The organism is Candidatus Villigracilis affinis (assembly GCF_016705895.1).
GTDB classification, from domain to species: Bacteria; Chloroflexota; Anaerolineae; order Anaerolineales; family Villigracilaceae; genus Villigracilis; species Villigracilis affinis.
Genome location: NZ_JADJKT010000009.1, coordinates 32298 through 55400, shown reverse-complemented (window position 1 = coordinate 55400; position 23103 = coordinate 32298). Strand labels below are relative to the sequence as shown.

Sequence of the window (23103 nt, the reverse complement as noted above, 5' to 3'; positions counted from 1 at the left end):
GAATGCACAATGAAGCCTCTCGGCTATAATAGCCGGGAGGCTTTTTATTTTGCATAAAGGACTGACTCCATGACCCACAGACAGACGTATTTCTTCGCATTGATTTTTCTTGCGACGGTCACAGCCTGCGTTGTGCCGGGACTTGCAACCCCCACGGCTCCGTCTCTCTTCGCCCCGACAACTGATCCCGGCCGCCTGGAAACCATGGTCGCTGCGACAGTTTCCGCCGCCATCGCTGAAACCGAACAAGCCCGTCCAACCCCCACACTCGTCTCAACTTCTGAACCCACGCAAACCGCCACAGCGGAGCCGATCACATCGGGAAGCACGCTCACCCTGCAAGATGACGGGGCCACAGTCTTTGTCGACGAGCGCGCTGGATATCAGATCACCATCCCTGATGGCTGGCTGGCCGTACGCGTGAACGAAAAGGAATATTACGACGCCTGGAATTTAGCCGAAGCCGCCGACCCAAACATTCAGGCGATTCTGTTAGATATGAAAGCCGCGGACCCAAACATTCACCGTCTGCGAGTCATAGACACACAGGATGGTCATATCCAGAGCGATTTCGTAACTGACATCAGCTTTAACCTAAATGAGCAAAGGGCCTTTAACTCCATCGAAGATTTGCAAGCTATTGCCAATGAACTCCCCGATGCGCCATCCGCGTTCAGTTTTGAAGTCGCCACCGTTCAGACCATCATTGCTCCGAGCGGAATACAATTTGGTGTCATTGAGGCAACGTCGTCTTTCACGAACACCTCCGGAGATTTGGTGAATATTTATCTAAAGCAGATTGTTTTCAAAGTTAAGAACGGATCGCAATCTGTCGTCTTTCTTACCGTGGAAGGCTTGAAAGAATCCACCCTACCCGCATTTGACTCAATGATCGAAACGATCAAACTTAACCCGTAATGAACGAAGATGAACAAAGATGAAGGAATCCTTGAGACTTTGTTCATCCAGGTGAATACGCTATAAAATTTCAACAAGGAGTCTCCATGTCCACACCCCGCATTATCCGCTCGCCGCGCGGAACGCAACTGACCTGCAAGAATTGGCTCAGCGAGGCCGCCTATCGCATGATCCAAAACAACCTCGATCCCGAAGTGGCCGAAAAGCCCGAAGACCTCGTCGTCTACGGCGGGCGCGGAAAAGCCGCGCGCAACTGGGAATCGTTCGATGCCATTCTTGAATCGTTGAAAAATCTCGAAGCTGATGAAACCCTGCTCGTGCAATCGGGCAAGCCTGTCATCGTCTTCAAATCGCACAAGGATGCGCCCAAGGTTTTGATCGCCAACTCCAACATCGTGCCGCATTGGGCAACCTGGGAAAAATTCGATGAGCTCGATAAAAAGGGACTGATCATGTATGGGCAGATGACCGCTGGTTCATGGATCTACATCGGCACGCAGGGAATTTTACAGGGCACCTACGAAACCTTCGGCGCGCTCGCCAAGCTCAAAGGCTGGGGATCACTCAAAGGCAAATTTGTTTTGACTGCTGGTCTCGGCGGCATGGGCGGCGCTCAACCGCTTTCGATCACCATGAATGAAGGTGTCGGTTTGATCGTCGAAGTTGACCCCGAACGCGCCGAACGCCGCCGCGCCATCGGCTATGTGGATATGGTTGTGGATAATCTCGAAGAAGCCATGACCCTTGTGGAAGAAAACGTAAAGAATGGAACTCCCAAATCCATCGGCCTGATCGGCAACGCCGCCGATGTATATTCCGAACTCGCCGCGCGCGGCATTATCCCCGATGTGGTCACCGACCAGACCTCGGCGCACGAAGCATTATTTTATGTCCCATCAGGAATCAGCCTTACCGCCGCGAATCAACTGCGCGTGAGCGACCCCGAAAAATATAAAAAGATGGCAATGGATTCCATGGCAAAACATGTCCAGGCCATGCTTGCCTTCCAACGCGCAGGCGCGGAAGTATTCGATTACGGCAACAACCTGCGCCAGCAAGCTTATAACCACGGCGTGACAGACGCCTTCGAATTCCCCGGCTTCGTGCCCGCCTACATCCGCCCGTTGTTTTGCGAAGGCAAAGGTCCATTTCGCTGGGTGGCGCTTTCGGGCGATCCCGAAGATATTTACACCACAGATAAAGCCATCATGGAACTTTTCCCCGATGATGCACATCTGCACCGCTGGATGAAAATGGCGCGTGAGAAAGTTCCGTTTCAAGGATTGCCCTCGCGCATTTGCTGGCTCGGTTATGGCGAACGCGCCAAAGCAGGCTTGATGTTCAATGAACTCGTTGCCAGCGGAAAAGTGAAAGCTCCCATTGTCATCGGCCGTGATCATCTCGATTCGGGTTCTGTTGCATCTCCGAACCGCGAAACCGAAGCGATGAAGGACGGTTCTGATGCCATCTCCGATTGGGCGATTCTCAATGCGCTCATCAATGCAGTCGGCGGCGCAACCTGGGTCTCGTTCCATCACGGCGGCGGTGTGGGCATGGGGTACAGTCAGCACGCGGGTCAGGTCATCGTGGCCGATGGCACGCCCGAAGCCGCTCAAAGGTTGGAACGTGTTCTTACAACAGATCCAGGCATGGGCGTGGCGCGACACGCTGATGCGGGTTATGAAATTGCCATCGATGCCGCAAAACGTCACGGGTTGAAAATGCCGATGCTTGGGAAATCATCCTGAACATGCTTCGGCGTTATTTGCATTTGACTCTCCTTGCGGTTCTTCTCTCCGCATGTGGATCAACTGCGCTTCCTTCCCAGCCGATCCTTGTTCAGCCTCCGACAGCGACTCTGACCCCGAGCATCACCCCGCCGCCTCCGACCGCGACTCCCATTCCGACGAGCACTGCCACGCCCGTGCCGAAAAGCCGCCGTGTGCTGATCGTGAGTTTCGACGGTCTGCGGCCCGATGCCATTGCCGCGGCCAACATGGTGAATGTGATGTCGTTGATGCAAAGCGGCGCCTACACATTGACCGCGCAGACCATCATGCCGACCCTGACACTGCCCGCGCATTCATCCATGCTGGTGGGGACCTGCCCCGCAAAACATATTGTGCGCTGGAATGAGTACGTGCCTGAAAATGGATTCGCGCAGGGCATTGACCTGTTTGATATTGCCCAAGCCGCGGGCCTGCGGACGGTGATGGTGGTGGGCAAGGAAAAACTTCGTCAAGTCACCGAGCCGACCAGCACCGATTATTTTGAATTCGTGGATAAGACCGACAAGATCGATGATGAGTTTGCGATTGTGCAGCTTGCCATTCAACAACTCGCTGAAGGTTTTGACCTGATGTTTGTGCATTTCCCCAATGGCGATCTGGAAGGACACGATTCGGGCTGGATGTCGGTAGCGCAATTGAGGACGTATGCAAATGACGACGAGTCGCTTGGGTTCATTCTTGAGTCATTGCGGAAGCGCGATATGTTCAACGACACCTTGATTATTATCACTTCCGATCACGGCGGACATGACTCCACTCACGGCACCGACCTGCCCGAAGATATGACCATCCCGTGGATCGTGAGCGGTCCGGGCGTGATTCCCATGCCGATCTCCACGCAAGTCCATACCATGGATACGGCTGCCACTGCCGCTTTCTCATTGGGGCTGCCCATTCCTCCCGAATGGGACGGTGTGCCGGTGTACGAAGTATTCGGCATGCCGATCATTCCATCTGAAGGTTGTTGATAACAGGTAAGGGTACAGCGACGTTGTGCCCTTACGATACAAGAAAAAAACATGCCAATTACCCGCGATTCCGTTAAAACCTATTACGACCAAAACACCCGCCTCTTCCTTGCGTTTGGAAAAAACAACAAGCGCAAGGCGCAGAATATTCACCGCTCTTTGTGGGTGGAAGGCGTGCAGACTCTTGAAGATGCGCTCAATGTTTCCAATGCGAATATAATGAAAGAGATCGAAACTATTGCCCCGCAGCAGGCCAACTTTGCGGATTTAGGCTGCGGGGTGGGCGCGAGCCTGTTTTACATTTATCCGCGCTTGCAAATGCCCAAACCCGCGCTGGGACTGACGTTGAGCCCAGTGCAGGCGCGGCTGGCACGCGGCACCGCAACCCAATTGGGGCTTGAGGAACGCATCCTTTTTGCGGAAGGTGATTTCACTTCCGTGCCACTAGGAAGCGATTTGGATGCGGTTTATTCCGTGGAAGCCGTTTGCCATGCCGTGGACCCCGAACGATATTTCCGCGAAGCGGCCCGTCTGCTGCGGAGCGGCGGCAGGTTGATGCTGGTGGATGACTATCAGGCGGCGCGTGCGTTTTCACAGGCCGAGTCCGTGTGGTTGAAAGCCTATATTGACGGCTGGTACGTCCCCGGTGTGCGGACAGTGGAGCAGGTGATTGAATGGGCAGAAAAATATGGCTTGCGACTCATCCGAAATGACGAACTCACGCCGCATCTGCGCCTGCGCAATCTTCCCGATCTTCTTGCGCGTGTGCTCCTATTCCTTGGCAATCATTTGCCCATCAAACATGCCATTCTGCCATCCATGCTGGGGAGCATGGCACTGCAGCAATGTCTGCACATGGGGATTGTAGAGTATCGGTTTTTGGTGTTCGAGAAAAAATAACCATGATGAACAAAGATAAACGGCGATGAAATCTTTTCATCGCCGTTTATTGTTTGAGTGCGTCGCACCAGACGCTTTCCTCACTTAACGATATTCACAAAATCCGCGAATAGACCGTAGGCGGTTTCGATGGGGCCGCCTTTCATGCCTGGTTTTTCGGAGAGGATGATCGAATAATCGAGAATGACGTCGGTTCTAAAAGTAATGCCTGTGCTGGAGTTCATCATCCCATACAACGGCGAAGATGAATCCACCAATTGCGGCGCGACGCTGGCAGTCACTTTGCCATCAACTTTTTCGGCAGAGCAAACCAATTTGTAACGCCTGCCCTCTGCTTTGGCATTGGCAATCATCTCCGGCGTAATGCCTCGAATACCCGTTGGGTTCACCTGCTGCGGGGTCATGGGCGTATCCATTAACACGGTGACCAGCGCCGCGACCTTGATGGCCGCATCCCAACCGTCCACATCGTTGGTGGGGTCGGTCTCTGCCAGCCCAATGGATTGGGCATACTTGAGCGCCTCGTCGTACGATTCGCCGTTTTCCATACGAGAGAGGATGACGTTCGTGGTGGCATTGAAAATGCCTTTGATGGATGAAAGCTCTGCCAGCGGGAACGCTTCACGCATGACCGAGAAAACGGGTGCGCCACCCAACACAGTGGATTCAAAACGGAACATTTTTCCCTTACTCTTTGCCAGCGCGGTCAGTTCGCGGTATCCATGCACCACGGGGCCTTTGTTCGCTGTGATGGTGTGCATACCTAGATTCAACCCGGTGCGGATGTGATCCAGTGCAGGTTGGCCGGTCTGTGTGTTGACGGGGGAATTCTCGAATAGGACATCGGCAGACGAATTCTTGACGACAGCCAGAGAATCTTCAACAGGGGAGGTTGAAAGTGCGGAAATGGATTGTCCGCTTTCGACGAGTTGCAGCGCTTTTTGAATGTCGAGGCCGTCGGGGTTGACGGCGAATCCGTGCCTGCCTGTGGAAATGCCTGTGAATGAGAAGGTGATGCCTTGCTGTTCGAGCCATTCCTGTTTGCGGACGAGCAATCGGGCGAGGGCGCGGGCCACGTTTCCGAATCCGATGAGTGCAAGTTTGTAGTGTTTCATTGATTTCTCCGTTTTTCGTTGTTTCGTAAATTCCTGAATTTATCTGGAAGTTTTCAAATCGTTTTTGTGTGCGCTATTTTATCCGCCATGGACTATTTCTGGTATGGAAATGGGGATTTGGGTTATAATAATTGTGAGCCCCTTCACGAACTTTATTGGCAGGTCTTTTTATTGCGAATTTGTTGACGTTATTTGTCCGCAAATGTCTATAACCTTCGCACGTGTGCCTGCTGAGCAGTTGGGGATTAAGGTGTCATATGGAAAGGAGAACAAAATGAATACCGGATTACTTATCATAGTGGTAGCAGCCATCGTATTATACGGGCTTACCCGCACGACAGAGTCCATTCTTGATGTTCGTCAGGCCGAAAGAGACAACGGCGAAGACGTCAAGATCTATTTATAAGTGGACAAAAAGAGACACTGAATTTCAGTGTCTCTTTTTACTATATCGGGGGATATGGAAATGCTCTTCTATCTGCCGGTCTCAATGGGAATGTTCTTGATTTTAACAGCGTCCGCGCACGGCGCTGGATTGCGCGGATCTCGCGTGGGCTGAGATACTGCTCAAAGAGGTCAGACCAGTTTTCGGCTTCGGCAAGAGGCGCAAGCAGATCGTCTGGAATCTGTTGTCCGGAGAAATCCCAGATCACGGTGCGTAGTTTATTTTCTTCGTGAAAACAAATCCCATGATCGATTCCGTACAGCGTTTGCGTGCCTTCCTCAAAAAAGATGTGACTGCCCTTGCGGTCGGCGTTGTTGGCGAGGATGTCGAAGAGTACAACGGGGCGAAGGGTTTCCCGTTCATCGGGCGTGAAGTTGAAATAGTGATGCTCGATATCGTATTCGATATATTGCTGCAGGGAGCCGGGGCCATAGGGACCGTCGTCGCGATAGGTGGTGAATGGGACGATGTGAAAGCCGAGCGCCTCGCTTAGTTGATAGGCGGCCACTTCGCGCAGGGCAAGCGTATTATCGGGGAAATCCCAAAGTGGTTGTTCGCCCTTGCTGGGTTTTGTACACGGCTTTATAGGTTTTGCCTTCATGCTGAACATCCACAAAGAACGTGTAATTCGAACCAAGCATGAACTGACCTTTGAGTTCGTAATCACCGTGAGTAAGGGCAGCTTGAATTGTTTGGGAGTTTTGCGGGAGCATAGAATGGTTGAAGGTTACAGGTTGAAGGTTTCAACTTTCAACTTAACTCAAATGTCCGTTCTTCTTTGGGCAGAAATGTCCGCCGGGTTCCTCGGGCTGGCCGCATTGTGGACAGGTGGGGCGGCCGCGGCTGACCACGTCTGCGCCCCAGCGCGCGAGTTTGCGCACCTGGGAGCGGCTTGCCCAAAAGCGGATCTGCGCCGCCGATTCGGGTTCTTCTTCCTCGGTCAATAATTCCTTGGTGAAAATGACCACGCGGTCGCGTTCCTTGTCGTAGCCGAGGCCGATCTCTCCTGCGCGAAAGAGCGGGTCCACGGGCGGATGGATGCGCATTTTGTCTTCGGAGAATTCGCCGTGCGCTTCTTCGAGGTTGGGGTTTTGCTGGTCGATCTGCGAGAGGAATTGTTCGATACCGATGGCGAGCGATTGCAATTGGGCTTTTTCGATCAGAATCGTGATCGTGCGTTGTTCCTGATAGGCTTGAAGATAAAAGACGCGCTGGCCCGGGCTGCCAATGGCATCTGCGGTGATGTGATCACATGGATCTATGTCAAGTTCGAAACGGGGCATGTTTTACCTTTTATAAAATCGGCTGGACAGATGAATCCACCTGTTCGTTTATTTTTCCAAATGTATTTTTGGTAGTATACCAGACTACGCCTCATGTATAATCCGTACATCTCGCCAAAGGAGTGTGCCATGTACGATAGAAAAAAATTGGACGAACTAAAAAGCTCACTTGAAAAATGGGAGGCGACTTCCCTGAAGAAGGCGCTGTCTCAACTGCCTGAACGCAAAGCCGAAAACGAATTTATCACTACTTCCTCCGAACCCATCAACAGAGTCTACACGCCGCAGGATGTGGCCGAACTGGATCACGAAGCTGATCTCGGTTTGCCGGGCGAATATCCCTACACACGCGGAGTTCACCCGACTTTGCATCGCAGCAAATTGTGGACCATGCGAATGTTCGCGGGCTTCGGCACTGCGGAGGAAACGAACAAGCGCTTCAAATACTTGCTGGAGCAGGGTCAAACAGGATTGAGCATTGCCTTCGATTTGGCAACGTTAATGGGCTACGATACCGACCAGCCCGAGGCGTTGGGTGAATTTGGCAAATGCGGTGTGGCGATCTCGTCATTGAAGGATATGGAGATCCTGCTCGAAGGCATTCCATTGGACAAGGTCTCTTCGAGCATGACCATCAATTCGCCCGCGGCGATCATTTGGGCCATGTACATCGCCGCTGCCGAAAATAAAGGTGTGCGTCCCGATCAATTGCGCGGCACCACACAAAACGATATCCTCAAGGAATTTATCGCGCAAAAAGAATTCATCTTCCCGCCCGAGCCTTCGATGCGGTTGGTGGTGGATACGATGGAGTTCGGCGCGCAAAAAGTGCCGCAGTGGAATACGATCTCGATCAGCGGATATCACATCCGCGAGGCGGGTTCAACCGCCGCGCAGGAACTGGCCTTCACCCTGGCCGACGGTCTCGAATACGTGCGCTGGGGCATTGCCCGCGGCATGGACGTGGACGAGTTCGCTCCGCGCCTGTCGTTCTTCTTTAACGCGCACAACGATTTCTTTGAAGAGATCGCCAAGTATCGCGCGGCGCGCCGCATTTGGGCACGTGAGATGCGCGAGACTTTCAAGGCGAAGAATCCGCGCTCGTGGTTGCTGCGTTTTCACACGCAGACGGCAGGTGTTTCATTGACCGCGCAACAGCCAGAAAATAACGTTGTCCGCGTGGCGATCCAGGCTTTGGCGGCGGTGCTGGGAGGAACGCAAAGCCTGCACACAAATTCACTGGATGAAGCGCTGGCTTTGCCATCAGAACATGCGGTGACGATTGCCCTGCGCACCCAGCAGATCATTGCTGAAGAATCAGGTGTGACGAACACCATTGATCCATTGGGCGGCAGTTTCTTCGTCGAAGCGCAGACAGACCGCATGGAAAAGCAAGCCTATGATTATTTCCGCAGGGTGGAGGAATTGGGCGGTGTGATCCCTGCCATTGAAAAAGGATTCTTCCAAAGCGAGATCGCCGATGCGGCCTATCGATATCAACGCGAGATCGATCTGGGTGTGCGCAAGATCGTCGGTGTGAATGCCTATGCCGAGGAAAAACAATTCACGATCCCGATCCTAAAGATGGACCCGAATGGTTACGACCGTCAGGTGGGTCGCTTGAATGAAGTCCGCAAGACTCGCGATAATGGCCGCGTGGGTCAGACGCTGGATCGATTGCGAATCGCCTGCGAAGGCACAGAGAACACGATGCCCTATATCATGGAATGTGTCCATGCTTATGCTACATTGGGCGAGATCGTGGCAGTGATGAAGGAAACCTTCGGTGTGTATGAAGAATTATCGGTGATTTAAATAAAGTGGATTGCATAAAAAACGGACAGCAAATGGGCTGTCCGTTTTTTGTTTGAGCGAAAATCGTCAGGCGGGTTTTGGGGGCTCTATTTCGGGAGAGTCTGTTGTTGAAACAGAATCAGTTACCGGCTTGGGCTTGACCGGCTTTTCATCCCTGCGATGCTTTAACAGTTTTTGAATCCGCTCGTATTTTTCACGCGAGAGTGGATATGACCAGGCCAGAAGGATCGTGCCTGCGAGAACGATGGCGCCGAGCAGGGAGACCATTAATCGAATTGCGAGCAAAGCTGATTCTGGTTGCGTGGATTGAATGGCACCTTCGGGTGGGGCCTGATAGCCAGACCAGCCCAGTGTTTGCAGGGTGAGGAAGATCACCAGCGCGCCTGTCAGTTTGCGGATGAGGGTGCGGATGCCGTAATAGATGCCTTCCTGCCTGCGGCGGGTGCGAAGCTCATCCCATTCGATCACGTCGGGCAAAATGGAGTCGGGCAAAATATAGGCGGCTGAAACGCCGACCCCGGCCAGTGCGCCGATGAGCAATAAATAATCGGTGTCGCCGGGTTGAATGGTGAATATCATGGCCTGTACGATCACCCAAAAGATCATTCCGAGAATGTATGCTTCACGTTTGTTGCGCGTTTTTGCCAGCCACAGCCAGAATGGGACACATAGAATGCAAACGAGCATCATGATGCCGAAGAAGGCGGATTCGAGCGCAAGGTCCACGCCGAGCACGTTGACCTTGGCAAGCAGGTTGCCTTCAGCGACCCAGTAGAGAAGAAAGTAAGGAAAGATGATGGCGATCATGTCCACTGCGGACCAGTTGAACATGTAAATCCCTGCGGCATAGCGGAAGGGAATGTTTTTCCATGCGATGCGCAGGGTCTCACGGAAGGGTAGATCTTCCTGTGCCTCGGGTTGGAAATTTTCCCGTACGAACCAGCCAATTAAAAAGAGCGGAACCGCACCCAATCCGCCGAAGATCGCGCCTGCGAGCATGAATCCCTGTTGCTGTGTGCCGCCGTTTGAAATGACCTCGTCCACGATCATGGGGGCGGTGATGACGATTGCCATTGCCGCGAGTAATTGGAACACCGTGCGGAAGCTTGAGAGCGTGGTGCGTTCATCGTAATCACGGGTCAGTTCCGGGGTGAGGGCAAGATACGGCATTGCTACGAGAGTGGTCAATGTATCGGAGAGCATGAAGGCGAGGGTGACGTAGATCGTCAATGCGATCTGGCTTTCCCAATTTGGTGCTGACCACAGGATGACGAAACTCAAGCCAAATGGAAATGCGAACCACAAAAGGAAGGGTCGCCTTCTTCCCCAGCGCGTTTTGATGCGGTCACTGAGCATACCGATCAGGGGGTCGTTGATCGCATCCCAGACAATACCTGCCAGCGCGCCCAAAGATGCGAGACGCGGCTCAATGCCAACCACATCGGTGAGATATAGCGCATAAAAAATGGAGCGCATCATGCCGATGCTGGAGAGTCCCCAGTCACCGGAGCCGTATAAAAGTTTAAGCCAAAAGGGAAGTTTTTTCGTCAAGACTTGCATAGTGTACCAGTAAACACCGTTCGAGATTTTGAGATACGTTGATAAGGATAGTGTAGCATAAAGATAAAACAAACCTGCCGCAGACTATTAGCGGCAGGTTTGTTTTATTGTGTTGGGTCAAACGACTGTTATGGCAGGTTAAATGTCTTTACCAGAAATACCGCCATTTCAGCGCGGGTGACTGGAGCATCCGGACAATAATTTCCATTGCCGCAACCTGTCGTGATGCCTGTGATTGCCAGTTGTTCGATCCAGGCATCGGCGAAGGAGCCGAGCGGAACATCTGAAAAGATAGTGCCTGTTGCTGTTGGAGGTGTGTATGCACTTCCGAATTTTCCGCGCAGGAGGAAGATGGACATTTCAGCGCGGGTGATCGTGGCTTCGGGACAGTAGTTTCCGTTGCCGCAGCCTGTGGTGATGCCTTCACTTGCAATTGTTCAATCCAGGCATCGGCGAAGGAGCGGAACAAGACTCGTTGCTGAGGGGTATATGCACTTCCATGAATCCCACGCAGGATGAAAATTGCCATTTGTGCGCGGGTGACCGTGGCTTCGGGACAAGCAGGTGTCTCGTACGCACCCGGATTCCAGCATACAACTTCTCAACCCACTCATTTGCCCAGTGGGTTAACGGCACATCGGCAAAAACTGCTGGAGGAGGTGGGGATACCGATTCAACATATTCAAATGCGCCGATATCACAAGCTGCCCCCTGCGGCCGGGTTGTTCCGCGCTGGTCGGTAGTTGTGCAAGTGGCGTCGTTTCCGGCATCAATGGCAGAAGAGCCTGACAGCAGCGGGATGGTTTGAGTGTACCCGCCATAATCGCCCAGCGTGCCGAGCCGAATCGTGGATGAAATAATAAAACTATCACCGCAGGAGCTATCATTTGTAAGGTTGTTTGCTCCCAAAATTGGATTCATAGTGGTATCACAATTTTCCCCCAAGTTGTCGGCGATAATCGTATTATTTACTATTGCAGAAGTGAAATAACTCGCCAGACCGCCGCCAATATGACCGGCACTATTTTGATAGAAGGTGCTGCTATCAATTGTAATTGTCCCGCCCCTGCTTTGAATGCCGCCAGTCCCAATCCGCGTTTACCAAAAAGGTCTGTTCCTATTTGAGCCATACAGTTGTAAACCCCACCTGATTCAAAAAGTTTTTGAAATGCTTTGCTATATCTGCTTCACCGTGATTGAAAATACCGCCGCCAAGGTAAGAAGAGTTGCCAGCCACATTGTTGTTAGTCACGGTCAACTTTCCCGCGTTATAAATACCACCGCCAAACGTTGAAGCAGTGTTGTTAATGACATTGCTGTTCGTCACCGTCAGCGTTCCAACCTCGGTGTGTAGACCGCCGCCCCAGCCTGCGCTGTTATGGGAAATGGTGCTGTTCGTTACCGTCAGTGCGCCAATGTAGTTGTAGATGCCGCCGCCCTCGTTTGCGTTGTTGTCGGAGAAGGTGCTGTTCGTCACGGTAACCGTGCCGCCATCCTGATTAATGCCGCCACCGCGCCAGTCTGCGCTGTTGTTGGAAAAAGTGCTGTTCGTTACGGTCAGGTGCCAAGGGAATACCACCTCCTTGGAGGACCACGTCAAATGTGTCTACTATTACTAGTGTTCCACTCCCCTGATGATCAATGCCGCCTCCGTAGTCTGCCTGGTTGAAAAGATACTATTTGTGACCGTCACATGGATGGTGTCATTGCTTTGTAAAATCAGTCCGCCACCGCATTGGAAAGGGTATCCGCCGCAATCGAAGGTTTGGACGTTGCCGTTGGCAATCGTCAGGTGATTGAATGCTACCGTCCCGTCGGTGACATTGAAGACGCGGGTGACATTTTCGCCGCTGACGATGACGCTATTGGGTGTGGCGTCAATTGTAAGGTCTTTGCTAATCACCAATTCGCTGGCAAGCGGAATGGTCATATCACCGCTGAAAGTAATTATGTCACCCGGCGTTGCATCTGCAATGGCCTGACGCAGGGAGCCGGGCCGCTAGTAGAGTTGGCGACGGAGGGTGGCCCATATGCGGGGTGACGCCCAACAGCCAACCCCAAAGGATAAGATGAGGGCTTTACTGAAAAGATGATATTTCATAACATTCTCCTTGCGAGTTGTATTGGTTTCTCAATGAATTCGAGTGCCTGTTCCAAATCGTCAAAACTGGCGGCAGGGAATTGTTGAGTGGAAGTGATGGTCAATTTCTGAGAATCCATATTGAGGTGGATGATGGAGGGACGCCCGTGGTCAGTTCCTCTATTTGATTGAGCTTAATTTGCGAAGCATCCACCAGCACAGGCCGGAAGACCAAGGTAGGTGATCATTGGGAGAAACGGTCATCACTGTCAGATTCCCGCGTTTGTGCAGAGATTCCGCAATTCCTTCAAGAAGCACGGAATCTCCATAGATCACGATTGCCCGCTGGCGGAAGGAAGTCATGAGGGGATATTAATATATTTCTGCGTTTGTGAAGTACAGTACAAAGTACAGTCTTAAATAAAAAGACCCTAAAGGAAAACCTTTAGAGTCTGAAAATCACGCTAATCCCCGCCGTCTGGCATACTCTTCCGCCTCCTGCCGTCCCTTCAAATGCAAGCGCGAGAGGATTTCTCCCATATGGTATTTCACCGTGCGCTCAGTCAGGTATAGTCTGTCGCCGATTGCTCTGTATGTCAGGCCTTGTGACACAAGCCGCAAAATTTCCACCTGCCTTTCAGGCAACTCAGCCATAGCGGTGGATTTTTTAATGAACATCTCCAGTAATTGATTCGCCACCTCGGCAGAGAACTCCGCTTCGCCGCGCGTGATCTCCTCCAGTCGCAGCATGAACTCGTCTGCGCCCATCCCTTTGGAAAAATAACCTGATGCACCCACCTTCAAGGCTTCGAGCACGTCTTCCTTTTCCATCGAAGTAGTCAACATTACAACTTTGACATGGGGCATCTCCAGCCTGATCAGGCGGGTAGCCTCCAGCCCGTTCATGCGCGGCATATTAATATCCATCAAGATAATATCGGGCTGCAAAGCGCGCGCCATCTCCCGTGCTCCATGCCATCCCTGGCTGTACCGATCACATGCACGCCGCGCACTGCCAGCATATTTCGCAGCCCATCCATAAACAGCGGATGATCATCCGCGATCATGACACGCGCCGCGAGTGCCTCTCCACTGGAGAGTTTTCTTGGTAAACGTGCGATCACACGCGTCCCTTTGGCGGGTGCGCTTTCAACCTGCACTGTCCCCCCGACTTCTCCTGCGCGTTCGCGCATGATCTTCAACCCGAAGTGTGAGCTTTTGCTGCTGTTCGATTGATTGAGTTTCTCATTGAAGCCCACACCATGATCTTCTATCACGGCTTGCACGAATTCATTCTCCACTTCAATTACGACGCTTGCTTGATTCTCCCCTGAATACCTGCGCGCGTTCCCCAGCGCTCACGAATGATATAGATCAGATGTGTTTCAACCTGGACGCTTGCCAGCAGATCAGGCGGGTTTCGTGGCAGGTTGAGTTCGACTTTGAACATATAAGTTTGTTCATAGTGATTACAGTATCGAGCCAATGCGACAAAAAATTCCTGATGGATGTCCGGTATGCTGTTCTTTAAGCCTTGAATATATGTACGGATGTCGCGATGCGACTCCTGCGCCGCCTCCGATAACCTTGCCAGCATGGACTTTAATCTTTCCTTCTCACCCTTGTTGTTCAGATCGCGGATCGCCTCCACTTGCATATTGATATAGCCGAGGGTTTGCCCACTGTCTGTTTCCGCGCCAACGCTCACGCCCCGAAAAGCCTACGCGTTTTCCACTATTTGTTTTGCGCTTCCGAGGCCTTTTCGCCGCTTTACGTTGAGATGTCCCGCAGATTCCAAGAATTTGTCCATTGGACAATATTTTTCCGCTGATTTCAACCTCCATACGAGAGCCATCTTTGCGGTAAAAGGACGTTTCAGAGATGACAAACTTGGTGATTGCGAGCAATGCCAGTTTTTCAGTTATATGAGTGATCTCATCTTCGGGAACCTGTTCCATCAGTGGCAATCCAATGATTTCATCGCTGGAATACCCAAACATGTCACAACCGTACGGATTCGCCGCTATGATCTTTTGATCGTCGACCAAAAAGATGCCATCCCCGGCTTGTAAATAGACAGTCTGCAGTAATTCTTCTGAAAAATTATCTTGCGTGAATGTCTGGTTTTTGCTTTCCACCACACACCTCTTGAGAATTGTTTGTGAAAATTATAACGCAGGCATATCCGCTTTTTGAGTTACAGGAATACAGCTTTCGTAATTGAAAGGCGGAGCTGGTGTAAAACCAGAAAAACGGATGCCTATTCCCCCCTAGAGTAGGTATTTCACACAAACAGCCGACAAAAGGCGCGCACCCCACCTCCAAAACCCTTATATGGATATCTGAAACTTATGGCAATGGGAATTCGAACATGCGCTGGATGAAGACCGCCATCTGGTCGCGGGTGACCTGTCCTTCCGGACAGAAGGCTCCATTACCGCAGCCGCTGGTAATTTCCATAAATGCCAGTTGTTCGATCCAGCTTGCCGCCCAGTGATCAGCAGGGACATCGTTAAATGTCGTGCCGGTGGCCGGTGGCGGGGTGTGAGTGTTGCCGAGTTTCGAGCGCAGCAGGAAGATGGACATTTCCGCACGGGTGATGGCATTCTCCGGACAATAGTTCCCGTCACCGCAACCGACTGTGATGCCTTCTTCTGCTAGTTGCTCGATCCAATCGGCAGCCCAGTAGTCGGTAGGAACATCTGTAAATACTGTGCCGCTGGCAACTGGCGGGACGTATGTTTTACCATGCACCCCGCGCAGGATGAAGATCGCCATTTGTGCGCGGGTAATAGGTTCATCTGGGCAGTAAATCAGCGGGTTTGTACCGCAGCCAGCTGTAATCCCGGCTGCGTAGATCGATTCAACATATGCCCAAGCCCAGTGATTCATGGGAACATCTGCAAATGTGGGGTAGTCCGGATCTTTTGAGTTAATGATGAAGTCGCCTGCTGAAGCTGCCGTCAGATTGTTATAGTTGACGCTGTCAGTTGGGGCAAAATCGGCCGTAATCGAGTAGGTACCAGGATTCTTTGGCTGGTTTATAGAGCCATTATAGAGAATGTTACTGACCGTGCCAGGCACGGACCCAACCACAATTGCCGCCTGCGGTGAGCCGTTGTAAACAACAGGTGAGTTGGTAACAGACAGGGTTGGGTTGGCAGTAAGGACGTTAATGGTAACGGTGGTGCCATTAACGTTGAGATAATTGGCCGAGTCTGTTGGGATGAAATCGACCGACAGTACCTGCCCTGCGCCTGTCCCCAGAACAGAGTTCAAAACGGGATTGTACGTAAAGGTGCCGGGTACTGAAGCTGTGGCGTTGAGTTGTATTGCGCTCAGCGGAGTGCCGTAGGTGATGTCTGCGGGATTGGACCACGAAACAATGGGCGTGCCCTTGCCAACTGCAAATGACTGTTGAACCTGTGAAGCGGCGGCGTAAGTGGAACTGCCTGCTTGATTGGCATTGACAACACAAGTACCAACCGCCTGGAAGGAAACATCGCCGCTTGAAATTGAGCAGACCGAGGCAGCGGACGCATCGATTGTGAATATGACCGGGTTACCGGAAGGCCCACCCGTTGCGCTTGGGGTGTAGACAGGTCCGCTGACGACCGCAGCAGCTGGGGCTGTCGAAGTCATCGTGATGGTTTGGTTTCCGAGTCCAACACCAAAGGCCTGTTGGGCCTGAGGGCGGGGTTGTAGTTGGAATCTCCGGCTTGATTGGCATTAATAGTACATGTGCCAGTTCCGAAGTAGGAAACGTCACCGCTGGAGATGGAGCAGACCGCTGCGGAGGCTGCGTCAATGGTGATGACGATCGATAGACCGGATGTGGAAGATGCCGATGGGGTGTAGACCGGGCCGCCGACCAGAGCACCAACCGGAGCCGGTGTGGTAAATGAGATGTTCTGATTAGCCTTGGCGATCACCAGGGTATCAGTGGAGGTGCCCACATAATTCGCATCGTTGATGGTACCGATGACGGTGTAGCTGCCCGCATTGGTGGGAGCGGTGGGCGAACCGTTATAGGTGAAGTCTACGGTCAGGCCATTGGGAGTAGTTGTGGCAGTGGCGGATTTTGGCGTGCCATCATAGGTCTGCGCTAGACTGCCCAAAGTAACAGTAGCTGTAGCCTTCGAAATTACTAAAGTATCAGTGGATGAACCGGCGTAATTCGGGTCATTCACCGTTCCGACAACGGTATAGCTGCCTGCATTGATGGGAGAGGTGGGTGAACCGTTGTAGGTGAAGTCCACGGTCAGGCCGTTGGGGGTTGTTGTGGCGGTGGCAGATTTCGGTGTGCCATCATAGGTCTGTGCAAGGCTGCCGAGGGTGACAGTGGCTGCGGCCTTCGAGATGACCAACGTGTCAGTCGATGACCCCGCATAGTTCACGTCATTGATGGTACCGATGACGGTGTAGCTGCCCGCATTGGTGGGAGCGGTGGGCGAACCATTATAGGTGAAGTCTACGGTCAGGCCATTGGGAGTTGTTGTGGCTGTGGCGGATTTCGGTGTGCCATCATAGGTCTGTGCAAGGCTGCCGAGAGTGACAGTGGCTGTGGCTTTCGAGATCACTAGCGTATCAGTGGAGGTTCCTACATAATTCGGGTCATTGATGGTTCCGACAACCGTGTAGCCGCCTGCATTGGTAGGGGCGGTGGGTGAACCGTTGTAAGTCAAGTCCACGGTCAGGCCGTTGGGGGTTGTTGTGGCGGTGGCAGACTTCGGCGTACCGTCATAGGTCTGTGCAAGGCTGCCGAGAGTAACGGTGGCTGTCGCCTTCGAGATTACGAGCGTATCAGTGGATGTGCCGACATAATTCGCATCGTTGATCGTACCAACAACGGTGTAACTGCCTGAGTTGGTCGGAGCAGTGGGTGATCCATCATAAGTAAAGTCCACGGTCAGGGCAAGTGGATTAGTTACAGCACTGGCGGATTTAGGTGTACCGTCATAGGTCTGTGCGAGGCTGCCGAGAGTGACGGTTGCTGTGGCTTTCGAGATCACAAGCGTATCAATGGAGGTCCCTACATAATTCGGGTCATTGACGGTGCCAACAACGGTATAGCTGCCGGCGTTGGTTGGGGCAGTAGGTGAACCGTTATAAGTAAAGTCCACGGTCAGGCCGTTGGGGGTTGTTGCGGCGGTGGCGGACTTCGGCGTACCGTCATAGGTCTGTGCAAGACTGCCGAGAGTGACGGTTGCTGTGGCCTTCGAGATCACAAGAGTATCGGTGGATGTGCCGACATAATTCGCATCGTTGATCGTGCCAACGACGGTATAACTTCCTGCATTGGTGGGTGCAGTAGGTGAACCGTCGTAGGTGAAATCCACGGTCAGGCCATTGGGAGTTGTCGTAGCAGTGGCAGACTTCGGAGTACCGTCATAGGTCTGTGCGAGGCTTCCGAGGGTGATGGTGGCTGTAGCCTTCGAGATCACCAAAGTATCAGTGGATGTACCCACATAATTCGCGTCGTTGATCGTACCGACAACGGTGTAGCTGCCTGCATTGGTGGGTGCAGTGGGAGAACCGTTATAGGTGAAGTCCACGGTCAGGCCGTTGGGGGTTGTTGTAGCGGTGGCGGATTTCGGTGTGCCGTCATAGGTCTGCGCCAGACTGCCCAATGTAACGGTAGCTGTGGCCTTGGCAATCACCAAAGTGTCAGTGGATGAACCTGTGTAGTTTGGATCATTGACGGTACCGACGACAGTATAGCTGCCTGCATTGGTGGGAGCGGTAGGTGAACCGTTATAAGTGAAGTCTACGGTCAGGCCGTTGGGGGTTGTTGTGGCAGTAGCGGACTTCGGCGTGCCGTCATAGGTCTGTGCAAGGCTGCCGAGGGTGACAGTGGCCGTCGCCTTCGAGATTACGAGCGTGTCGGTGGATGTGCCGACATAATTCGCATCGTTGATCGTACCGACGACAGTATAGCTGCCTGCATTGGTGGGAGCGGTGGGCGAGCCGTTGTAGGTGAAGTCCACGGTCAGGCCGTTGGGAGTCGTTGTAGCAGTGGCGGACTTCGGCGTACCGTCATAGGTCTGTGCGAGGCTGCCGAGAGTGACGGTGGCCGTGGCCTTGGCGATCGAAACATTTTGTGTCTGCGATGCAGCATTGAAATTAGCCGTCGCTGCTCCATTGGCTTGAACGACACAGGTCCCTGCACCGGAAGAGCTGAATGTTGCACCACTAACAAATGCACAAGGGCCGCTCACATAGCTGTAGGTTAAAGTCGAGCTGTCCGTGTTATCTGTTGAAGCGCTGACCGTGAAGTTGCCGCCCAAATAAGTGGGGGTAGGCGCCGCGTTGAATGTGATCGTTGCGGTTGCCTTTTGCGCCGTGGTGGAACTGGTCACTTCAGGAGCGGCGTTATAAGTTGTATCCCCAGCCTGGTTATAGTGAACCACACAGGCGGTCGTGCCGCTGGTCATCGTGATTACGGCGCTGGATGTACCGCTGCCGGAACATCCTCCGCTGGTTGTAATTGCGACATTCAGACCCGAATCGGATGTTGCATCCACGGGGAAAGTAGTGCCGAAGGCTGCATTCGCAGGAGCTGCGGTGCCAACAGTAATGACCTGATCCAGCTTGTCAGGTGCACGCTTTAAGGTGACGCCAAGGATGGAAGACCTGCCATTTGCACTCCAGGTTACGGACGTATTTTCTCCAGTCACTGCCGTAGCTGGGATCGTCCTGTGCGCGATGTCAACACTATAACCAGCATTAGCGAAGTACAGTGCGGCCGAATAGGAGGTGGGAGTGTAGTTGTTGACCGTCGCGTTTGCTGAATTGGGTGTGAAAAGGATGGCCTGGTCATTCACACCAACATTCATGGAGATGGTTGGAGAAGCGGGTTGAAACGCAGCATTGGGGCCTACCGCCGCGTGCGAATAGACCGAGGTTTGATCCACATTGGTGAACGTGGCGCAGAAGATACTGATATTGCCAATGGCGCTGTTATTGGTGCCGCCCTTGGTAAAAGTGATGCTGATATTTTGTGCACCAGCCGGAATATTCGCTTCCTTGATGTAACCGATCCATGCGTGTGGTCGGAGGTCCGTGCTTGCTTTTGTGCTTGTAATTTCAGTGACCGATACTCCGCCGAATGTGGCAGTTGGGACTGTCATTGAAAAATTGGAATTGGCCGCGGCCGCTGCGGAAGCAGAAAAAGCGACCAAAACTACCCGGTTGCTGCCTGCCCCTGCTGTACATGTGCTTGTGCTGGTAGCGGATACGGCGTTAACAACCGTCGTTCCAGTGCCGCTGTAAACATTTGTCCAGCTTCCCGAAATGGGGATGGCAGGAGTCGTGATGTTGCTGATCGTCTGCGGATTCGTTCCCGTGACGCCGTCGGCATCATTGTAGGTCACACGCACATCGTAGTCGCTTGAAGGCAACAGACCAGTGATGGTGGTGGCGTATGGAGAGCTTGTATGGGCTGCATTCGTAATCCAGTTTGTCCATCCACCGGCGGAAGATAGCTTGTAGTCAACTGTGTAGGTGTTGTTTAAATTACCGTCATCCGTGTATGGCATGGAAACATTGATCGTGGTCGAACTTGCCGCAATGGCTGTTGCAGTGCCAACTGTGGTGGTGTTGGGTAATATTGTCTGTTTGAATGCTGCAACAACGACACCCCAATCGTCAGCACCTATTGTCCAACTGGTGGCATAAGCCCCGGCGGTCGTCTGATAAAAATACTGGCTGTTATCAGAGAAAGCGCCGTTGTCGTTTTCGTAAAGCATGGTGCCACTTCGGCCGGTGGGGGCAGTGTTACCCCCATTTCCCATCGCACCGACGATCACATCCCCGTTTGCGGTGGTCGTTACAGAGACAGATGGGTTGGCAGAATTGCCGTTCGTGTTCCCGTTTGCCACATCGAGTGCAAAGGTGTAGCCGCTTTGTGCAAAGTAGGAGGAAGCCGTTGCATAGAGGTTGAGGCCACCGTTATTGGGAATGCTAATGTTGTAGGCTGCACCGTTCGGCGGGTTTGTCAGATACCACATTTCGGTGACGGTCTCGGTGGCGGTCCGGTTGGCATCTGCCTGGGTGAGCGCAATGCCGTTGTAGGTGGGCGCGCCGCCTGTTCTGGCAGTATTGCCTCCCGCCACGATGGATACGACAAGCAAGTCTCCACCTGATCCAACCGTGTAGCTTTGGGTCAGCGGATTCCCGTTTCCAGTAAAGCGGACGCTCGTATCGGTCAGGCCTGTCATGACGTTGTTAATCGTTTGCGGGTTCGTCCCTGTGACACCATCGGCATCATTATAGGTTACGCGTACATCGTAATTGGATGCAGGCGAAAGCCCCGTAATGGTCGTTGTGTAGGGAGATGCCGTATGCGTTGCATTCGTAATCCAGTTTGTCCATCCACCTGCGGAAGAGAGCTTATACTCGACCGTGTAAGTGTTGTTTGCATTGTTATCAACCGTGTATGGCATGGAAACATTGATCGTGGTCGAACTTGCCGCAATGGCTGTTGCTGTGCCAACGGTGGTTGTTGTGGGTACTTGCTTGAATGCAGCGACGACGACACCCCAATCATCGGCCGTGATCGTCCAACTGGTGGCATAAGCCCCGGCAGTTGTTTGGTAAAAATACTGGCTGTTATCAGAGAAAAAGCCATTATCGTTTTCGTAAAGCATGGTTCCGCTGCGGCCCGTGGGGGCGGCGTTGTTGCCATTGCCCATTGCGCCGACGATCACATCCCCATTTGCAGTGGTCGTTACAGAGACGGATGGGTTGGCAGAATTGCCGTTCGTGTTTCCGTTCGCTACATCGAGTGCAAAGGTGTTGCCACTCTGCGCAAAATAGGAGGAAGCTGTTGCGTAGAGGTTGAGGCCACCGTTATTAGGAATGCTGATGTTATAGGCCGCACCGTTCGGCGGGTTTGTCAGGTACCACATTTCGGTGACTGTTTCGTTGGCGGTCCTGTTGGCATCTGCCTGGGTAAGCGCAATGCCGTTGTAGGTGGGTGCGCCGCCGGTTCTGGCTGTATTCCCTCCTGCCACGATGGATACGACAAGCAGATCTCCGCCTGATCCGACCGTGTAGCTCTGGGTCAGCGGATTCCCGTTTCCAGTAAAGCGGACACTTGTGTCGAATGTATTTGTTAGTGTCGTGACGTTGCTGATGGTTTGCGGGTTCGTCCCTGTGACGCCATTGACATCATTATAGGTCACACGCACATCGTAGCTGGTTGCAGCGCTCAGGCCTGTGATGGTGGTTGTGTAGGGGGATGCGGTATGGGCCGCGTTTGTCACCCAGTTTGTCCAACCAACGGCGGAAGAGAGTTTGTAGTCAACCGTATAGGTGTTGTTTGCATTTCCATCATCTGTATATGGCATCGAGACGTTAATGGATGTGGTGCTGGCAGCAGTTGCCGTTGCTGTACCAACTGTAGTGGTGTTGGGAAGGGATGGGGCAAGAACCACACCGATCAAAACATTTCTGTTATTCGAAAAAGTGAATGTCGGCTGAGTGGTTGCAGTGCCTGTAAATGCCTTTGTTCCCAAGGTGGCATAGGTGCCGCTCGCAGTTCCCACCTGAACATTATTAACGTTCATGGCATAGGCAGTGTTGGGGTTGGCTGCTGCATCCGTGTTGGTGACGCCGCCGCCTGTAGTCCCACCAACGAGCAGGATCGAGGCGCCATAGCTTCCATTGATAGTGTTAAGAGCTGACGTGTATTGAGCCGTCGTCGTATTGCCGCCGCCATTGTCGTCGGAACTGAATGTGTAAGACGAGGTTTGACTTACTCCCGCGTAGGTTGACATATAACTGTGCATATATGTTGCGGCGGAGTTCAGGGATGAATTGATCGTAATCGTGTCATTGGCGCGTGCAGCGATATCCGTTTCGTTGAAACCGAACAGATAGATCGCACGGCGACCGGTCGTATTACCGACCTGACCGATGAAGCGCGTGGGAGTATTGCTGTTGAATGCCACACCGCCCCAGGTTCCGCTGACTGTGCTGGTTACGGTAGCTCCCGTATTGACGACCGTCACGGCGAGCAGGGTGTAGCGCTGCGTTCCAGCCGCCGCGGCATAGGAGCCGCTTGTGCTTAGTGTAGTGCCGTTTCCTACGGAGCTTCCAACGGAAGTCCAGTCCGTGGGACGTGTAACAGCAGCAAATGCATTTTGCACAGGCAGCATTGCCAGTGCGAGCATAACAACCAAAAAAGCTGATGAAATCTTGATAAACAAACTATTTTTCATACCCGT

General features: G+C 52.7%; 20 protein-coding genes. 6 read left to right on the top strand and 14 right to left on the bottom strand.

All coding sequences use genetic code 11. The features are described 5' to 3' along the window. The first annotated feature begins 69 nt into the window (after window positions 1–69). From IPI86_RS06535 to IPI86_RS06520, 4 genes are all read left to right on the top strand, one after another. Window positions 70–918, top strand: coding sequence for a hypothetical protein (locus IPI86_RS06535; RefSeq protein ID WP_345297189.1), 849 nt, complete (start codon window positions 70–72; stop codon window positions 916–918). An 86-nt stretch (window positions 919–1004) separates the two neighbouring features. Continuing rightward, window positions 1005–2666: a urocanate hydratase gene (gene hutU, locus IPI86_RS06530; RefSeq protein ID WP_345297188.1), complete on the top strand. Its 1662-nt coding sequence runs from the start codon at window positions 1005–1007 to the stop codon at window positions 2664–2666. 2 nt (window positions 2667–2668) lie between these two features. Next, complete coding sequence (locus tag IPI86_RS06525; RefSeq protein WP_345297187.1) at window positions 2669–3676, top strand: alkaline phosphatase family protein; 1008 nt, start codon at window positions 2669–2671, stop codon at window positions 3674–3676. 51 nt (window positions 3677–3727) lie between these two features. Continuing rightward, complete coding sequence (locus tag IPI86_RS06520) at window positions 3728–4576, top strand: class I SAM-dependent methyltransferase (protein ID WP_345297186.1); 849 nt, start codon at window positions 3728–3730, stop codon at window positions 4574–4576. A gap of 80 nt (window positions 4577–4656) precedes the next feature. On the opposite strand, the gene IPI86_RS06515 is transcribed toward IPI86_RS06520, so the two are convergent. Further along, window positions 4657–5691 carry a homoserine dehydrogenase gene (locus IPI86_RS06515; RefSeq protein WP_345297185.1) on the bottom strand — a complete coding sequence of 345 codons (1035 nt, stop codon included), beginning with the start codon at window positions 5689–5691 and terminating at the stop codon, window positions 4657–4659. Between the two features lie 274 nt (window positions 5692–5965). Here IPI86_RS06515 and IPI86_RS06510 point away from each other — a divergent pair, with 274 nt between their 5' ends. Further along, complete coding sequence (locus IPI86_RS06510; RefSeq protein WP_345297184.1) at window positions 5966–6097, top strand: hypothetical protein; 132 nt, start codon at window positions 5966–5968, stop codon at window positions 6095–6097. Window positions 6098–6137: 40 nt separating this feature from the next. On the opposite strand, the gene IPI86_RS06505 is transcribed toward IPI86_RS06510, so the two are convergent. Further along, window positions 6138–6737 (bottom strand): SCO1664 family protein, encoded by a 600-nt coding sequence (locus IPI86_RS06505; RefSeq protein ID WP_345297183.1) that lies wholly within the window; start codon window positions 6735–6737, stop codon window positions 6138–6140. A 154-nt stretch (window positions 6738–6891) separates the two neighbouring features. Next, window positions 6892–7419, bottom strand: a complete 528-nt coding sequence (locus tag IPI86_RS06500; protein WP_345297182.1) for a DUF3090 domain-containing protein — start codon at window positions 7417–7419, stop codon at window positions 6892–6894. A 129-nt stretch (window positions 7420–7548) separates the two neighbouring features. Here IPI86_RS06500 and IPI86_RS06495 point away from each other — a divergent pair, with 129 nt between their 5' ends. Then, window positions 7549–9234, top strand: a complete 1686-nt coding sequence (locus tag IPI86_RS06495; protein ID WP_345297181.1) for a methylmalonyl-CoA mutase family protein — start codon at window positions 7549–7551, stop codon at window positions 9232–9234. A gap of 66 nt (window positions 9235–9300) precedes the next feature. On the opposite strand, the gene IPI86_RS06490 is transcribed toward IPI86_RS06495, so the two are convergent. The 11 genes from IPI86_RS06490 to IPI86_RS06440 form a co-directional block, all read right to left on the bottom strand. Further along, window positions 9301–10785, bottom strand: coding sequence for an MFS transporter (locus tag IPI86_RS06490; RefSeq protein WP_345297180.1), 1485 nt, complete (start codon window positions 10783–10785; stop codon window positions 9301–9303). Between the two features lie 137 nt (window positions 10786–10922). Further along, window positions 10923–11153, bottom strand: a complete 231-nt coding sequence (locus IPI86_RS06485) for an S-layer homology domain-containing protein (RefSeq protein WP_345297179.1) — start codon at window positions 11151–11153, stop codon at window positions 10923–10925. A gap of 64 nt (window positions 11154–11217) precedes the next feature. Next, entirely contained in the window at window positions 11218–11715 is a 498-nt protein-coding gene (locus IPI86_RS06480) for a choice-of-anchor Q domain-containing protein (RefSeq protein ID WP_345297178.1), read from the bottom strand. A gap of 196 nt (window positions 11716–11911) precedes the next feature. Further along, the gene (locus tag IPI86_RS06475) at window positions 11912–12394 is read right to left on the bottom strand and encodes a hypothetical protein (protein WP_345297177.1); all 483 of its coding nucleotides are present in this window, start codon (window positions 12392–12394) and stop codon (window positions 11912–11914) included. A 15-nt stretch (window positions 12395–12409) separates the two neighbouring features. Then, window positions 12410–12724, bottom strand: coding sequence for a hypothetical protein (locus IPI86_RS06470; protein ID WP_345297176.1), 315 nt, complete (start codon window positions 12722–12724; stop codon window positions 12410–12412). Between the two features lie 609 nt (window positions 12725–13333). After that, the gene (locus IPI86_RS06465) at window positions 13334–13834 is read right to left on the bottom strand and encodes a response regulator transcription factor (RefSeq protein ID WP_345297175.1); all 501 of its coding nucleotides are present in this window, start codon (window positions 13832–13834) and stop codon (window positions 13334–13336) included. After that, window positions 13801–14175 (bottom strand): ATP-binding protein, encoded by a 375-nt coding sequence (locus IPI86_RS06460; protein WP_345297174.1) that lies wholly within the window; start codon window positions 14173–14175, stop codon window positions 13801–13803. The genes IPI86_RS06465 and IPI86_RS06460 overlap by 34 nt, the downstream gene beginning before the upstream one ends. Window positions 14176–14180: 5 nt before the next feature. After that, entirely contained in the window at window positions 14181–14531 is a 351-nt protein-coding gene (locus IPI86_RS06455; protein WP_345297173.1) for a hypothetical protein, read from the bottom strand. Then, window positions 14491–15012, bottom strand: coding sequence for a PAS domain S-box protein (locus IPI86_RS06450; protein WP_345297172.1), 522 nt, complete (start codon window positions 15010–15012; stop codon window positions 14491–14493). Before IPI86_RS06450 ends, IPI86_RS06455 begins: the two co-directional genes overlap by 41 nt. Window positions 15013–15223: 211 nt before the next feature. Continuing rightward, the gene (locus IPI86_RS06445) at window positions 15224–16516 is read right to left on the bottom strand and encodes an S-layer homology domain-containing protein (protein ID WP_345297171.1); all 1293 of its coding nucleotides are present in this window, start codon (window positions 16514–16516) and stop codon (window positions 15224–15226) included. Further along, window positions 16513–23097 (bottom strand): MBG domain-containing protein, encoded by a 6585-nt coding sequence (locus IPI86_RS06440; RefSeq protein ID WP_345297170.1) that lies wholly within the window; start codon window positions 23095–23097, stop codon window positions 16513–16515. The genes IPI86_RS06445 and IPI86_RS06440 overlap by 4 nt, the downstream gene beginning before the upstream one ends. Between the last annotated feature and the right edge of the window lie 6 nt (window positions 23098–23103).